Source organism: Affinundibacterium flavidum (genome assembly GCF_014284175.1).
Classification (GTDB): Bacteria; Pseudomonadota; Gammaproteobacteria; order Burkholderiales; family Burkholderiaceae_D; genus Undibacterium; species Undibacterium flavidum.
This window is the reverse complement of record NZ_JACOGA010000005.1, coordinates 152,622-168,910: the sequence shown is the minus strand read 5'-3', so window position 1 is coordinate 168,910 and position 16,289 is coordinate 152,622. Positions and strand designations below refer to the sequence as shown.

Below are 16,289 nucleotides of genomic sequence, written 5' to 3'. Positions count from 1 at the left end.
ATTAAGCATTCCCTTGCAAGGCATTTTGTAAGATATCCTTCAGTTTCCCACGGAGGGCACCAATCTCATTTTGCATGGCTGCGTACTGCGCCAGCAAAATTTCTGGATCATGAATTTCTTGTTCGCCTACGTGTGGGTTCTTGAAATCGAGATTGTAGTTACGTGCCTTGATCTCTTCTAGGCTGACTTTCCATGCTTGGCTGTTTTCCGTACGGGTACTGAAGCCATCCGTTTCTTTGCCCCACCACGCGCGTTCTGCTGCGAACTCTTCTATCTTCATCGGCTTGGTTTTGTTATAGCTTTTGACGCCCTCTGGGTAGGGGTGTTCGTAAAACCAAATGTCCTGTGTGGGTTTGCCTTTGCTGAAAAATAGCAGGTTGGTTTTGATGCCGGTGTAGGGCGCGAACACGCCATTGGGCAGGCGTACGATGGTGTGCAGATTGCATTCGTCCAGCAGTTTTTCTTTAATGCGAGTTTTGATGCCTTCGCCGAATAAAAAGCCATCTGGCAAAACCAGTGCGGCGCGACCATTGGCTTTGAGCATTTGTATGATCAGTACCAGAAACAAATCGGCGGTCTCGCGGGTGCGAAAGGCGGTGGGGAAGTTGGATTCGATGCCGTCTTCTTCCATGCCGCCAAACGGTGGGTTGGTGACGATGACATCGACGCGCTGTTGTGGCCCCCAACTAATCAAAGGGTAAGACAGGGTGTTGTCATGGCGGATGTTGATCGGCGTATCCATGCCGTGCAAGATCATATTGGTGGTGCAGAGTAAATGCGGCATAGGCTTTTTTTCTATGCCCAAGATACTGTTTTGCAATTGCGTTTCGTCGTCCACGGTTTTGACGTCGTGGCTGCGGATGTGTTCTATCGAGCAGGTTAAGAAACCGCCTGTGCCACAGGCTGGGTCCATCACTTTTTCACCGAGACGCGGGTTGACCATTTGCACCATGAATGCGGTGACGGCGCGGGGTGTGTAGAACTCGCCCGCATTGCCTGCGGCTTGTAAGTCGCGCAGTAATTGTTCGTACATGTCGCCGAACAGATGGCGCTCTTGCGCTTTGTTGAAATCGACGCCCTCTTGAATTTTGTTGATGACTTGGCGTATTAGTTGGCCGGACTTCATGTAGTTGTAGGCGTCTTCAAACACCGAGCGGATCACGAAGGCGCGCTGATCGTCCCCTCTGGCTTCTAGTTTTTGTAGCGCGGGGAACATGTCAACATCGAGAAACTGTTTGAGTTCGTCACCGGTCATGCCCTCGGCATTGGCTGCCCAATTACGCCAGCGGTATTGTTCTGGTAAAGGGGATACGTAGTTGTCTTGCAGTAGTTCCCATTCTGATTCGCGGTCATCAAAGATTTTGAGGAATAACATCCAGACGAGCTGACTTAAGCGCTGGGCGTCGCCGTCAACGCCTACGTCTTTGCGCATGATGTCTTGGATGGATTTGATGGTGCTGGAAATGCTCATGGTGTTCTTTTCTGCTTAAGGTTTTTGTTGGTTTGTTGATGTTTTGATTTAGTTCTTGTTTCGTTTTTTGTACTTTTTTAAACTCCCCTCTACCGCAAGCGGGAGAGGGGTTGGGGGTGAGGGCGGTAGTGCAACGATATTCGATCTTTATTTGTTCGTTTATATCGTCAATTTTCATGCGTTGTGCGCGACTCAATCTCCCTCACCCCGACCCTCTCCCGCTTGCGGGAGAGGGGGCTAAAACAATTTGCCGTTTTCTATTTTCGTACTTACTGCTTATGCGTATATTCGTACTTACCGCTTATGCGTATAAATTTTGCTCCAGTTCTGCAAGTGCCGCCATATAGGCGGGTTTGCCACCAAAGGCGGATACCAATTCGCTGGCGGTGCCCATGTTTTTAAACGGGTCTAGCGTGAGGATTTTGATGTCTTCGATATTCTCTATACCTGTGTCCGCGTATTTTTCTAAGAGGATTTCTAAAACCTGTCTGGCTTGTTCGCCGTATTTGGTGAAGTAGTTGCGCTTCTTCACTTGGTCTGCGCGTTCACGGCGGGTGAGTGGTGGTTGATCGAAGGCGACGTGGCAGATTAAATCGAAGGCGTCGAAGTCTTTACCGACATCTTGTGCGAGTGCTTCTAACAATACGCCGTGTTGTTCTAATTCTTGCAAGATGGCGCTCTTGCGTTCTGCTTTGCTCCAACGCAGCAAGAATTGATCGAGTGAAGAGTAATCTTTACGTATGGTTTGACGGGTGTAATCTTTGAGCGACTCGGTGATGAGCTTGCCATCTGGTCCCATGTATTGCACGCGCTCTGAGGTGACATAGACATCGACATCGCCGACGATGTATTTAACGCGGCCTTGGCGTACTTCATCATCGCCTAGGTGGATTTGGCTTTCATCGTAGGTGAATGGATCTTGGTCGTCGGGATTGGCAGGCGCGATAGGATTGCCATCTTCGTCTAAAGTTACTTCGACGACTTCATCCGGCGGTACTGGGGAGTCTTCGCCCTTTGGTTCGTAGATGATCACGGGCTCGCCATCAAAGTCTTTGTCGGCAAACAGCTCGGTCGCCTTTTTAAAATCCATGATGGTGAACCAGTATTTGTTGTAATCCTCGTTGATGCGTGTGCCACGGCCTATCATCTGTTTGAACTCGGTCATGGATTTGATGTGCTGATCTAGGACTACCAATTTACAAGTTTGTGCATCGACGCCTGTCGTCATGAGCTTAGACGTGGTGGCGATGACGGGGTAGCGCTCTTCCGGGTTGATGAAGTTATCCAGCTCGGCTTTGCCTTCTTTTTCGTCGCCTGTGATGCGCATGATGTACTTACGACTTTCTTTGACTCGCTCTGGATTGAGATTGACTAAAGCTTGGCGCATGCGTTCGGCGTGATCGATGTCATCGCAAAAGACGATTGTTTTGGCGTAAGGATCTGTCGCTGTCAGAAATTCGGTGATCTTCTTTGCGACCAATTCTGTGCGTTTCTCTAGCACTAGCGTTCTGTCCATATCGACTTGATTGTAGATACGGTCTTCAATTTCTTGACCATGCTTGTCGAGCTGGCCTTTGCTCGGTCGCCAACCTTGCAGGTCTTTGTCGATATCGATACGCACTACTTTATACGGAGCGAGGAAACCATCTTCGATACCTTGCTTAAGGGTATAGCTATACACCGGATCGCCAAAATAATTGATGCTGGAAACTTCTTTAGTTTCTTTGGGTGTAGCGGTTAAACCGACGTGCGTGGCGTTGCTGAAATAAGTCAAAATCGAGCGCCAAGCAGAATCCTCTGCCGCACTGCCACGGTGACATTCGTCAATCACGATCAGATCAAAGAAGTCTGGCGTAAATTGTTTGTAGATGTTTTGTTCTTCTTCTGAGCCTGTGACCGCTTGATATAGACAGAGGTAAATCTCATAACTTTTATCGACCTGACGCTTGCTGATCTTGGTCATGGCCGCGCCAAAGGGTTTGAAATCATTGTTCTTGGTTTGATCGACCAAGATGTTGCGGTCAGCCAGAAACAAGATGCGTTTCTTGGTGCCAGACTTCCACAAGCGCCAGATGATTTGAAATGCTGTATAGGTCTTGCCCGTGCCTGTTGCCATGACTAGCAGCACGCGTTGCTGTCCTCTGGCGATCGCTTCAACGGTATTGTTAATCGCATTGGCTTGATAGTAGCGCGGCGTGCGGCCAGTGCCATCGTCGTAGTAAGGCATTTCTACGGTTTGGATTGCTTCTGGTGTGGCGATGCCTTTCCAAACGCAGTAGCGTTGCCATAGTTCGGATGGTGAAGGAAATTCTGCGAGACTAATCTCGATCTCAGTTTTTGTGGCATTGCCTGTTCGGTCGTGGAACTGAAATGCGTCGCCGTTTGAGCTAAAGACAAATGGCACACCTAAGGTTTCTGCGTAGTTCAAAGCTTGTTGCATACCATCGCCAACACTGTGCTTGTTGTCTTTGGCTTCGATGACGGCGATAGGAATATTTTTCTTGTAGTACAGGATGTAGTCAGCGCGCTTTTGTTCACCGCGCGTATGCAATTTACCGCGCACGATAATGCGACCTTTGGTGAAGCTGACTTCTTCTCGAATTTGTGTGTGCAAATCCCAGCCTGCTTCAACAATGGCGAGGGTAATGTATTTGCTGCAGATATCGCGCTCAGAAAGGCTCTTTTTATCCATCGACTGATCCACTGTCCATCAAAATGAGGAGCAGTGATTGTACTGCAGTCTCTATATAGAGCGCAGGCGATATTTGCGGGATTTATAGAATAGTTCGTGGTCTTTTTTTGAGGGCGTAAATTTACATGTAAAGAATTGATCAGGTATTCATTATGGTAAAAATGAGTGGGTAATTTAATCGACTAAATTACCCACTGAGACGTCCGCCTACACGATTGAATGCAAGATGGAGCTAATTAGCCTATTTGCAAGCGTCGAGCGCAGTCGACCCGCCGATTTCCAAAATCAACGGTTTAACTTTTTCTGCAATTTGGGCGCTAGTCAATGGCCAGGACGGCGTAGTTTTTGACTTTGGAAAAACAACAAATAAGAATTTTCCTTTGGGGGAACCTGCACCAGTTCTTGGATTTGGATTTTCCCCTCCCAGTGACGTGGCCAAGGCGATCGACATTTCACCAAGTTTCGCTTTTCTTGGGCCGATTTCCGCTACGATAAATGCGGAGGTCTTGCCGTTGGTTAGGTTTGTTGCATAGCCAAAGTCTCCCATTGAACCAGTGCCCGCTAATTTATGGAATTCTCTAGGAAAAACGAGATACGGTATGTTGCGCGAATCTACAAATCTTTCTGGATTGTTTTTTTCTTTCGATGCATCAAACAAAGAAGTCTGCGAAACAAAAAAACCAGCGAATTCTGAAGGAGCTTTTTGTATGTAGGGTAGCGAAGGATTGTTTGTGTCAATCACTAATACAGAAGGCCACCAAGTTTGGTTCGGATATCCTGCATTGGCGGGGCAATCGAGGCCCTTGAATCCAACTCCTTTTGTACAATGCAGTTTGGTGTCGTCAGGGTGGTAAGCGTTCGGTGCACCATCTGCATCTACTTTGACCGATGAAGTGTGAAAAAGATATGCCGGGAGAGCATTGTGTTTATATAACTTGGTGTCTTGATACTTGGACCAATCGGAAAAGCCACATTCTGCAGCAGTCGCTTGTATGGTCGCGGTGGCGAGTAATACCGTTAAGAAATTGCGTATCATTCATATACCCCTAGGTTGTCATGAGAAAGGGAGGGCAAGTTAGCGCCTCCCAGTTAAGAAATTAAAGAGTAAAGATTTATTCGGATTTCGGCTTGAATGGCGCGCTGAGTAATCGAAACTTGTTGGCAAGTTTTTCAGCTTGTTCCGCAATTTTCTGTGATTCTGCTGCTTTTATCGCGGGAGTTGCATTTGATGCTAATAGATTTTTTAGTGATTCTTGAAGAGCATCGATTTGTATCTTCGAAGCAGTTTGTTCAAAAGCCAAAGTTTGCAAGCAATAATCTTGAATTTTTTTGTGTCCTTCGCTGGTTGTTTGCGTATCGTTTGATAGCTGGAGGAAGCAAAGCTGACCTCTATCGTCCGTATTGATAATTGATGTAACAATTTTCTCGACAGTGCCAGCGATCGCTTGGATATGCTCATCGTTACGCTGTGTCAGCACGCCAAGATTACTTACGTTGGCAGTCGCATTTCCGCTTACCAAAGTCCCTTTTGCATTTTCGATACCCTTAGCAATAGCCTCCTTGTCCGACTTGAGTTGCTTAATTTGTTCATCAAGGTTTTTCTTGTCAGCATCCGATGCTCCAGAGGCTGCTTTTTTCGTTTCTAAATCTGTGATTTTTTTATCCAGAGCAGAACTTTCCACACGCATTTCTGAAATTGAACGTGCGGCCTCAGCAGAGCCGCTGGTATTTATTGTTACTGCTGGGGCCTTTATAGCACCAGTTAACTGTTCAATTGCTAATAGTGCGACCGTATGTTTCTGGTATCTCCTTGCCAGAATGTCATATTGGCCTGCTGTGATTGCTCCGTTCATGTGCGCTTCGCACATTCTGTACATTGAGTCTCGAAGCAATTGTATGCTTTGTGTCCGTAGCCCAGTGAATGAAGCGCTTTCCTGGAATGCACTGGAAAGTTGTGCTGAAGTACCGCTGGGAAGATCTGCTTTCCCTGCTAATTCTGCAGCATATGCCGAAAGTGCATCCGGGCTCGGTTCTGCGCAGACAATGATTTTTTGATTCGTGCCTTCCCCTGTTTTACTGGCGATGATCGCACGCTGTTTTATGTCGATCAGAGCGCCTGTCCCCTCTCCTGTTTTTAGATCTCTGTATACACTATTGAAGTTGGCACAGCCTGCAAGACTGATTGATATGAGAGCCGCAGCTAAAACTTGTTTCGTCATTTCTTGGTCTCCTTCTAGATAAGGCAAAGTACCTGAACGTCACTGTTTGTAGAGCTAAGGAAAAATGCGGCACTAGTCACACTAAGAAAATGTCAATTTGCTCGGTAATTCGCAATGCCGACTAAATACTGATCTAGAATTTTATTCTTGTAAAGAAAAGAAGTAATATCATTCACAGCAAAGAGAGTTTGGCTTCACGAAAAATTTTTGGTTTTTAATGTGAACGGTGATGCTGCGGGTAGGGAACCTAAAGTGCATTGTGGCGAAGCTTCATTCGTTCTTTTGGCTTGATGAGTTGCACAGGCTTTTATGTGACGTCGAAAAGCGAAGGAACTGATGGATTTTATGAGATGATCAATAATGTGGGCTGCGGTGCCTGATCGAAAAGGCTTAAACCTCTCGTGAGGAAATTTTATGCAAAAAAAATGGTTACCAGCCGAAGCGTGTAACCATTTGATTTTATTGCATATTTCTTGGTGGCCCGGGGCGGAATCGAACCACCGACACAAGGATTTTCAATCCTCTGCTCTACCGACTGAGCTACCAGGCCAAGACCAAGAATTATAGACACTTATCTTCGAAAAAGCAAATAATTTCTGTTTTGACCTTATCGATAAGCTCATATCAGTAGATATCAAGGCATTCTTAATAAGAGAATTGGCTCACGTATAATAGGCGGCGAATGCGGGTTTTGCTGGGTTCTGTTATATAAAGGTTAGCCATGAGTCATCAGGTGATTCTTTCGGATATTTGTGTGGTTGGCGATGGTGCGGTGGGTAAGGCTGCGGCTTTGGGTTTGGCGCAGGCGGATTTGTCGGTGACTTTGTTGAGAGCTGCTGCGACGCCGCGCAATGCTGCACGGGCCTTGCCTAATGAATGGGATGTGCGGGTCTTTGCCTTGAATCATGTTGCGCATGATTTACTCGATAGCCTTAAAGTCTGGGGTGCTCTGGATGCGGCACGGATTGCGCCAGTGACTGCGATGCAAGTGCATGATGCGGCCGAAGCGGTCGATGGCAAGCTCGATTTTGATGCTTATGGTGCGTATATCAATGAGCTGGCGTGGATAGTTGAAGATAGTAATTTGAATCATGCATTGGATGCTGCCCTAGATTTTGCGCCGAATATTCAATATGTAACTGGTCAAGCAGAAAAACTGATTACCGATTTGAATTGTGCCTGTATTAATTTGGTTGATGGTCGGCAAATTCAGGCGCAGTTGATCCTTGGGGCGGATGGTGCGCAGTCATGGGTGCGAGGTCAGGCTGATATCGGTTTAGATTATCGTTCGTACGGGCAGCGAGGCGTGGTGACGAATTTTGCTTGCGAAAAGCCGCATCATGGTATTGCTCGTCAGTGGTTTGTGGAAGAGCAGGGCATCATTGCTCTATTACCTCTACCCGGCAATCAGGTGTCCTTGGTATGGTCGGCACCTGATGCACTGGCGGCGGAGTTGATGCACGGTTCTTTAGAAGAATTGACGCAACGCCTGGCACCTTTTGCTGCGTCAGCTTTGGGACAATTAAGGCCTTTGCAACCAGAAGCGATTAAAGCTTTTCCTTTGCGACTGATTCGTCCACATAGCATGGTGGCGGAGCGGATCGCTTTAATTGGCGATGCGGCGCATGCAGTTCATCCTTTGGCTGGACATGGCATGAATTTGGGTTTTGGCGATGTGCAGGCATTATTGAAGATTTTGAATGAACGCGAAGCACATAGAGATTGTGGAGATGCGCGCTTGTTGAGTCGTTATCGGCGCGCTCGTAGTGAAGAAGTCGCGTTGATGCAAATCACGACGGATGGGCTGGCGCGACTCTTTGGTAGCCCATTTCCTGCCGTTCGTCTGGCGCGCAATGTGGGAATGAACTTACTGAACAGCTTACCTGTCCTAAAAAGAAAATTGATTTCTCACGCGATGGGAAAATAATCAAAGTATGAAATTATTTGAGAATATTTGAGAGAGTTATTATGAAAAAGAATTTTGTTGCGCTCGCTGTTACTGCGCTGATGACGGTAGGTTTTGCGGGTTTAGCTCATGCGCAATCGCAGACCGAGGAATATATCAAAAAAATGGTGTCCGCGAATATTGGCGGTGGCGTCAAGGTGGATTCCGTCACCAAGACACCGTATGGCGGTTTGTATGAAGTGCGCATGGGCAATGAAATTGTGTACACCGATGAAAAAGCAAAATATGTTTTTGTTGGCAGTGTCATCGACATCAAAGGCACGGTGAATTTCACTAAACAACGTACTGATGAGTTAAATCGGGTAAATTTTTCTGAATTGCCTTTAGATGCCGCTGTCAAATATGTAAAAGGGGATGGCAAGCGCGTGATTGCGATTTTTGAAGATCCGAATTGTGGCTATTGCAAAAAATTCAGAAAGACTTTGCAAACGGTTGATAACATCACTGTTTACACATTTATGTATAACATTTTGGCCGACGATTCGATTGCGAAGTCGCGTGACATCTGGTGTTCTTCTGATCGTAGTAAGGCCTGGGATGATTGGATGTTGAATGGAAAAGTAGCACCAGCTGCTGCCGCTAGCTGTACGGCTCCGCATGAAAAAGTACTGGCATTGGGCAAAAAAATGCGCGTTTCTGGTACCCCGACAGTGATCTTTACCGATGGTTCACGTTTGCCAGGTATGGTAGATGTGAAAGCCTTGGAAGAGAAATTTGCCAGCCTGAAAACTTCTGCTCCCGCAGTGGCGGCGAAGTAATGTTGGCACATCACTGAGTTTTCGCTGAGCAATTCCCAACCTTCACTTCAACATGCCCAAACCTTTCCTCTGTTACGGTATCTTATTGGCCGCCGGGCAGGGGAAACGCTTTGATGCCAGCGGTTTGCGGCATAAACTTTTGCAGCAATTGCCTGACGGGCGCAATATTGTGACGACTAGCGCCACGAATTTACAACAGGTCTTGCCACATACCATCGCAGTAGTGGCACGCGACGCTGACTCCGTACAAGATTCTCTCAAGATGTTAGATATACCAGTCGTGGTCTGCGAAGATGCACCATGGGGAATGTCCAATTCATTACGTACAGGCTTGCAGCATCTGCCGATAGAGGCTGACGCTTTTATTATCGTTTTAGCCGATATGCCGTTCATACGTGTCGAGACAATTCAGGCAATTGCATCAAGTTTGGCAGAGGGCGCACAGATTGTGGTGCCCACTTTTGCCGGGCAGCGTGGCAATCCAGTCGGTTTTGCTAAAAAATATAGTCAGGAGCTGAGTCAATTAGAGGGCGACCGCGGTGCGCGCCAGTTATTGCAGAGCTTGCCTGTGACAGAGTTGATCGTCGATGATCCCGGTATTTTGCGTGACATCGATCTGCCCGAGGATTTGCATTAAGTGATTTTTGCATAATTGCGCTTATTTGGCGCATTTAGTTCACATACTGTGTGCGCAGTAAATAAGTTCCCTGACTTTCATCGTAAATCATCGCAAGCCCCTGCTATTTCGCCTAAAATAGCGCCTTTCTTTCTACCTTCGCTGCGACGCGATCTTTTTGCGCCTGATATGGATAATCTTGATAAACAATTTGCCACGCGCCTCGGCTTGCTTGGTTTGATCCCTTTCGTCTTATTAACTTTGCTGTGCTGGATAGTGCATCCAGAATGGATGCCGTTCTTTGTCGAAGCGCAGTTGGTGTACGGGATTGCAATCCTGGGATTTCTCGGTGGCTTGCATTGGGGTTTGGCATTGATAGGCAAAGAGCGTAGTGCGCAAGATGCGAAACGTGATTTGTTATCGGGGGTGTTGCCAGTCATTATTGCCTGGTTCGCGATGTCGCAAATGACGGTGATCGGTTTCTTGGTGCAAATGGCGGCTTTCATCTATTCTTATCAATACGATAAACGCATGTATCAGCGCTTTGCTATGCCGGCGTGGTTTGTGGAATTGCGTTTCCGCCTAACCGCTGTCGTGGTGACGACACAAGTGTTCACCTTCCTCGCTGCAAATATTCGTTTATAACAGGGAAGAACAATCATGACTAAGCAAGTTCCTGCTGTGCATTACAGCATCGTTCCCCATGATTTGGCCGCGCATTTATTTCAAGTCACGTTGACGATTGCAGCACCCGATCCGGCTGGACAAATTGTTTCTTTGCCGGTGTGGATACCTGGCAGCTATATGGTGCGTGAGTTCGCCCGGAATATTATTCGTATCAGCGCCACGACCAATGGCAAAAAAATCGCGCTGAAAAAATTAAATAAGACGAGTTGGCAGGCCGCACCATGCGATGGTGCGCTGCAGATTTCGTACGAAGTGTATGCCTGGGATTTATCAGTGCGCGCTGCGCATTTGGATCAGAGTCATGGTTTCTTCAACGGCACCAGTGTATTTTTGCAAGTACATGGACAAGAGCATGTCTGTCATGAATTGGAGATTCAAAAACCAGTTGATGCAGCGGCAAAGAACTGGCGAGTCGCGACATCTTTACCTGAATTAAAAGCTAAGCGTTATGGCTTCGGCTCCTATATTGCCACTGATTATGATGACTTAATCGATCATCCGGTAGAGATGGGTGAATTTGCCTTGGTCAGCTTTAAGGCGCATGGCATACCGCATGATTTTGTGGTGACGGGCAAGGTGCCGAATCTCGATCTCGCGCGTATTGCGAAAGATTTGCAAAAAATTTGTGAAACCGAAATCGCCTTCTTTGAACCACGTAGTAAACAAGCGCCGATGTCGCGCTATGTCTTTATGACGATGGCGGTCGGTGACGGTTATGGCGGTTTAGAGCATCGTGCATCGACTGCATTGATTTGTAATCGTGCCGACTTACCGACCAAGAATGATGTCAGCATGAGCGAAGGCTATCGTAGCTTCTTGGCCTTGTGCAGTCATGAATATTTTCACACCTGGAATGTGAAGCGCATTAAGCCTGCCGCATTTGCAGATTACGATTTAAGTCAAGAAAATTACACCAGTTTGCTATGGTTGTTTGAAGGCTTCACTAGTTATTACGATGACTTGATTTTGTGTCGCTGTGGTTTGATTGAAGAAGACGCCTACCTGAAGCTGATCGCAAAAACGATCAATGCCGTACAACGCGGCAGTGGGCGCAAAAAACAAAGTCTGGCCGATTCTAGCTTTGATGCCTGGACTAAGTATTACCGTCAAGATGAAAACTCACCGAACGCCATCGTTAGCTATTACGCGAAAGGTTCTTTAGTCGCGCTCGGCCTTGATCTGAGCATACGTGCAGAAACTCAGGGCAAAAAGTCGCTCGATGATGTAATGCGCGCATTGTGGAAAAAATTTGGTAAAGATTTTTATGCGAAAGCGTCATCCGGTAAGCAACAAGGCTTAGGTGAAGATGAATTCGCAAGCCTGGTTGAGCAAGTCACGGGTCTTAATATCAAACGCTTTATCGACAAATACATTAAGGGTACAGAAGACCTACCGCTGGCAAAATTGTATGCAGATTTTGCAGTGGCGTGCGTTGATGCAAATAGCGCGAAGAAAGCATCTTTGAATGTACGCTTGGCTAAGAGTGGCGCAGATTGTAAATTGGCGCATGTGTATGAACATGGTGCCGCACATAAAGCGGGATTGTCGGCTGGTGATCTCTTAGTCGCGCTCAATGGTTTGCGCGTGACCGCAGCCGATGTAGCAAATGGCTTGAGTAATTTGCTGACGGCTTACAGCGTGGGCGACACGGTGCAGATACACGCTTTCCGTCGCGATGAATTGTTGAGTGTTAATCTTAAATTGCAAGCCGATGACACGCCGAATTTTAATTTAACCGTCGTTGAAAACAGTAAGAAAACATCTTCATTGAAGCGACCTTCGCATTGATGCAGGAACAATTCACACAAAGAAAAACGGCTCGAATTTCGAGCCGTTCTTTTTTCTGAACTCAATTCTGAACTGAGTTTCGAAAGCGCAGCAAATACTTAGCTTGGTTGCTTCACTATGCGCAGGTATGGCTTAGGAGCAGACCAGCCATCTGGGTAAGTCTTTTTCGCATCTTCATCAGATACGGATCCGGCAATAATTACGTCGTCGCCATTTTTCCAATTGACTGGGGTCGCTACTTTGAATTTTGCAGTCAATTGCATGGAATCAAGCACGCGCAAAATTTCGTCAAAGTTGCGGCCTGTGGTCATAGGATAAGTCAGCATCAATTTAATTTTTTTATCCGGACCAATAATGAATACAGAACGCACGGTGGCATTGGTGGCGGCTGTGCGACCTTCAGAAGTGCCAGCTTCATCAGCAGGCAACATATTGTATAACTTTGCGACTGCTAAATCGGTGTCGCCTATCATTGGGTATTTCACTTCTGCACCCTGAGTTTCAAGGATGTCGGCAGCCCATTTGCTGTGGTTGTCGACTGGGTCAATCGAGAGTCCGATCAACTTAGTATTGCGCTTAGTGAATTCGGGTTCGATTTTTGCCATATAACCCAATTCAGTAGTGCAAACTGGCGTGAAGTCTTTTGGATGAGAAAATAAAACCGCCCATTGATCGCCTACCCATTGATGGAAATCGATTGTGCCGTGTGTCGTTTGAGCGGTGAAATTTGGTGCGGTATCGTTGATGCGAAGTGACATAAAAAGCTCCTTTAAGTTTTTTCTTGCTGGGGTCTCTGCGGTTTTCTACCGTCGATCAAAAATGGTCAATGTAGAAAATACAGGAAAAAATCAATTACTTACTTCACTGCGTATTTCACTATGTATACTAACAAATTACTGCCAAATTACTACCAAAGCACCAATAAAATATTAGCAAGTATTATTGCCAAACTCATTGCTAAATTTCTTATTCGCTTTTCTCATTCAATGCATGAGCTTGTATCGACTTGATTACTGTCGCCAGCCAAACATCATTTGTTCGGCCAATATTTTCTTAAGCGGGCTAACGATATCGAGTGCCCCCAAGCCCGCGCCTAGCAAACTTTGTGTGATACTGCCGTCGGGGCTGCTGGCAAAGACACGCGCCATGGTGTCGGTAAGACGTATGCTTGTTTTTCTATCGATTGCACGCAGCTGCGAGAAGCGATTTAAGGCGTTCTGGATTTGTGCAGCTTCATCCTTGTGATGGAACTGCACTGCCACAATCGCTTGGGTTAGTACTTGGGCATCGCGCAGTCCGAGATTGAGTCCTTGGCCGGCTACAGGATGCAGGGTTTGTGCTGCATTACCTATTCTTACGCTACGTTTGTTGTTGCCGTCTACTTGTGCATTTAGTCCCAACGGAAAACTAAAACGAGGACTGGCTTGGGTGAATTTACCTAAGCGGTTTCCAAAGGCATGTTGTAATTCGTTCAAAAATTTTGCTTCGTCCAACGATGTTAATGTGACCGCTGTTTCTGGCCGAACGCACCAGACTAAAGCGTACCCATCCTCTTGTGGCAAGAGTGCAAGTGGACCTTGTTCGGTAAAGCGTTCAAAAGCACGATGCGCAATTGGCTGGTCACACAGTAGGTGGCTGACCACGGCGGTTTGCTGGTAGTCATGATGTTGCGTACCTTGTACCTGACTGCCAAAAGTGCCGCCTTCTGCTTGTATTAAAAGTTGGCAGCGATGTTGAGTGCCATTCTCAAAAGTGAGCGTGATGCCATCAGTTTGTTCATTGCAATCGTTCACTAGTACCGGGCGAAGTAACTGAATTCCTGATCGTGCTATAGCGGCTTCCAGTGGCGCTAAGATGTCGGCATAACGCGCCACATAACCGAGTGCAGGTAAGCGATATTCATTCGCTTGTATTAGACAACGTCCAAAGTGGGCGCGTCTTGATACGTGAATTTCTCTGATCGCCGTCGATTTTTCAACTGGCGCATGAATCGCTTTGAGTAATTGTTGGCTGCCATGCGAGAGTGCAATCGAACGTGCATCTCTGCTGGCTTGCTCACGTGTTTTCGCTTCTAGCAATACTATATCCGCGGCAGCGATGCCACGTTGCAGTAACATCAGTGCCAGCGCTTGTCCGACTGGTCCTGCACCGCAAATTGCAATGGGTGTGAAACTCGCCATAGTGATTACTGTGCTTAGTGTGTTTGATCGTTTGACAGGTGAGGGGGCGCCGATACACGGATAGGTGTATTTAGCGCAGCTAACTGTTCCGGCGTACCAACGTTATGCCATTCTCCGCGATAAAGTTCGCCGCCGAGTTGACCTCGATCAGCATAGTTGCGCAAAATCGGCGCTAACTTAGCGTGAGTACCAGCTTGAATACCCGCAAACATTTCTGGACGATAGACACCGATATTGCCAAACGTCAGTCTTTGCATATCGGCGCGCACTTCATTTTTAAGCCCCATCAGACTCAAAGAAAAATCACCTTGTGGGTGAAATTCAGGATTTTTTACCATGTATAACCAAGCCACATCACGCTGATCAAGAGGGTGCGGATTGCCCCACATATCTTTATCTTCCAGTGTGTTCAGGCATTCTGCAAAATTAAAATGCGGAATATAAATATCACCCGAGACGACGATAAAAGGCTCTATCCCATCACTGAGCAAGGGCAGCGCTTTGGCAATGCCACCGGCAGTTTCTAGGGCGGTCTCTTCCGCTGAGTAAGTCAGCTTAGCGCCATATTTGCTACCATCACCGAGGGCGTCAACGATCATTTGACCGAGATGAGCGTGATTGATGACAATGTCGGTGATGCCCGCTTTGACCAGATTCAAAATATGCCAAACAATCAAAGGCCGACCACGCACCTTCAACAAAGGTTTTGGGCAGGTGTCGGTTAAAGGTCGCATGCGCTCACCGCGACCAGCTGCCAATATCATTGCTTTCATCGGAGAACCTGAGTGTAATTAAAATGTATAGCCAAACTTGGGCGCGGTTTCTTCTAGCACATCTAATAAGCGCAATAGCGGGATCAATTCTTTATAGCGATGCGATGTTTTGCGCACGTATTCCATCACGGTTGGCATATCGTCGAGGTAATGCTGTTTGCCATCACGGTGGGCGAGGCGAGCGAAGATGCCGAGAATTTTCAAATGGCGTTGTAAGCCCATGAATTCAAAATCGCGGTAAAAACTGTCGATATCAGGTGCGACTGGTAAGCCTGCCTTCTTGGCTTTTTCCCAGTAACGAATTGCCCAGTCGAGTACCATTTCTTCATCCCATTGCACATAGGCGTCACGCAACAGAGACACCAGATCGTAGGTCAGAGGACCATACAGCGCGCCTTGGAAATCCAGAATGCCGGGATTAGCTTTGTCCATCAACATCAGATTGCGCGAATGAAAATCGCGGTGTACAAAGACTTGCGGTTGCGCCACGATATTCGCCAGCAAGGCGTCAAACACTTGCTGCAAACTGGCTTCTTGCGCTGCGGTTAGTGTCACGCCCAAATGCTTATTGATATACCACTCAGGGAAAATCATCAATTCGCGTTGTAAGAATTCTCGGTCGTATTCTGGCAAAACATCGGGTTGGCTTTGGGTTTGCAACAAGATCAAAGAATCAATCGCATCCAGGTAGAGTTTATGCGCAGTATCGCTATTGAGTACATGCGAATACATAGTGGTGCCCAGATCGGTCAATAACAAAAAGCCCTGAGCAGTATCTTGCGCCAACACTTCGGGCACTGTCAGGTTAATCTGTTTAAACAGTTGTGCGATCTGGATAAAGGGTTTGACATCCTCTTGCGGTTGCGGCGCATCCATCACGATGAACGTATAGCGATTGCCTTCCGCTTCGCCATCAATCCGGAAGTAGCGGCGGAAGCTGGCGTCGGCGGAGGCAATACGCAGGCTGGCAAGATCAAGTTTTGGGCTGGCAATGCTGGCGAGCCAAGTATTTAAATCTTGCAGGCGTTGTGCATCTTGGGAAGTAGAGGCGGATGTCATAAAAGTATCAGTAGCAAAAAAATGGCAAAAAGTGTCAAGTGGATTCGAGCGTGTTGGAGTTGCGGTATATGAAAATATAT

General features: G+C 47.0%; 13 protein-coding genes and 1 tRNA gene. 5 read left to right on the top strand and 9 right to left on the bottom strand.

Annotated elements, in window-relative coordinates; genetic code table 11:
• Position 1: 1 nt before the first annotated feature.
• From H8K55_RS06895 to H8K55_RS06875, 5 genes are all read right to left on the bottom strand, one after another.
• Positions 2-1,471, bottom strand: a complete 1,470-nt coding sequence (locus H8K55_RS06895) for a type I restriction-modification system subunit M (protein ID WP_186941340.1) — start codon at positions 1,469-1,471, stop codon at positions 2-4.
• A gap of 301 nt (positions 1,472-1,772) precedes the next feature.
• A complete protein-coding gene (gene hsdR / locus H8K55_RS06890; protein WP_186941339.1) occupies positions 1,773-4,163 on the bottom strand; it encodes an EcoAI/FtnUII family type I restriction enzme subunit R in 2,391 nt (796 codons plus the stop codon).
• 241 nt (positions 4,164-4,404) lie between these two features.
• Positions 4,405-5,199, bottom strand: a complete 795-nt coding sequence (locus tag H8K55_RS06885) for a glycoside hydrolase family 75 protein (protein WP_186941338.1) — start codon at positions 5,197-5,199, stop codon at positions 4,405-4,407.
• Between the two features lie 76 nt (positions 5,200-5,275).
• Entirely contained in the window at positions 5,276-6,382 is a 1,107-nt protein-coding gene (locus H8K55_RS06880) for a hypothetical protein (protein ID WP_186941337.1), read from the bottom strand.
• A gap of 474 nt (positions 6,383-6,856) precedes the next feature.
• A tRNA-Phe gene (locus H8K55_RS06875) sits at positions 6,857-6,932 on the bottom strand.
• Between the two features lie 171 nt (positions 6,933-7,103).
• On the opposite strand from H8K55_RS06875, the gene H8K55_RS06870 reads away from it, so the two are divergent.
• The 5 genes from H8K55_RS06870 (at position 7,104) to H8K55_RS06850 (ending at position 12,197) form a co-directional block, all read left to right on the top strand.
• Positions 7,104-8,309, top strand: coding sequence for an FAD-dependent monooxygenase (locus tag H8K55_RS06870; protein WP_186941336.1), 1,206 nt, complete (start codon positions 7,104-7,106; stop codon positions 8,307-8,309).
• A 41-nt stretch (positions 8,310-8,350) separates the two neighbouring features.
• Positions 8,351-9,106 (top strand): DsbC family protein, encoded by a 756-nt coding sequence (locus H8K55_RS06865; protein ID WP_186941335.1) that lies wholly within the window; start codon positions 8,351-8,353, stop codon positions 9,104-9,106.
• Between the two features lie 52 nt (positions 9,107-9,158).
• Positions 9,159-9,743, top strand: coding sequence for a nucleotidyltransferase family protein (locus tag H8K55_RS06860; RefSeq protein WP_186941334.1), 585 nt, complete (start codon positions 9,159-9,161; stop codon positions 9,741-9,743).
• A 168-nt stretch (positions 9,744-9,911) separates the two neighbouring features.
• Positions 9,912-10,367 (top strand): DUF3429 domain-containing protein, encoded by a 456-nt coding sequence (locus H8K55_RS06855; RefSeq protein WP_186941333.1) that lies wholly within the window; start codon positions 9,912-9,914, stop codon positions 10,365-10,367.
• 15 nt (positions 10,368-10,382) lie between these two features.
• Positions 10,383-12,197: a M61 family metallopeptidase gene (locus H8K55_RS06850; RefSeq protein WP_186941332.1), complete on the top strand. Its 1,815-nt coding sequence runs from the start codon at positions 10,383-10,385 to the stop codon at positions 12,195-12,197.
• Between the two features lie 98 nt (positions 12,198-12,295).
• On the opposite strand, the gene H8K55_RS06845 is transcribed toward H8K55_RS06850, so the two are convergent.
• The 4 genes from H8K55_RS06845 to H8K55_RS06830 form a co-directional block, all read right to left on the bottom strand.
• Positions 12,296-12,955: a peroxiredoxin gene (locus tag H8K55_RS06845; RefSeq protein ID WP_186941331.1), complete on the bottom strand. Its 660-nt coding sequence runs from the start codon at positions 12,953-12,955 to the stop codon at positions 12,296-12,298.
• Positions 12,956-13,207: 252 nt separating this feature from the next.
• Complete coding sequence (locus tag H8K55_RS06840; protein WP_186941330.1) at positions 13,208-14,377, bottom strand: FAD-dependent monooxygenase; 1,170 nt, start codon at positions 14,375-14,377, stop codon at positions 13,208-13,210.
• A gap of 14 nt (positions 14,378-14,391) precedes the next feature.
• Complete coding sequence (gene murU / locus H8K55_RS06835; RefSeq protein ID WP_186941329.1) at positions 14,392-15,150, bottom strand: N-acetylmuramate alpha-1-phosphate uridylyltransferase MurU; 759 nt, start codon at positions 15,148-15,150, stop codon at positions 14,392-14,394.
• Positions 15,151-15,168: 18 nt separating this feature from the next.
• Positions 15,169-16,209 (bottom strand): aminoglycoside phosphotransferase family protein, encoded by a 1,041-nt coding sequence (locus H8K55_RS06830; protein ID WP_186941328.1) that lies wholly within the window; start codon positions 16,207-16,209, stop codon positions 15,169-15,171.
• Positions 16,210-16,289 lie beyond the last annotated feature (80 nt).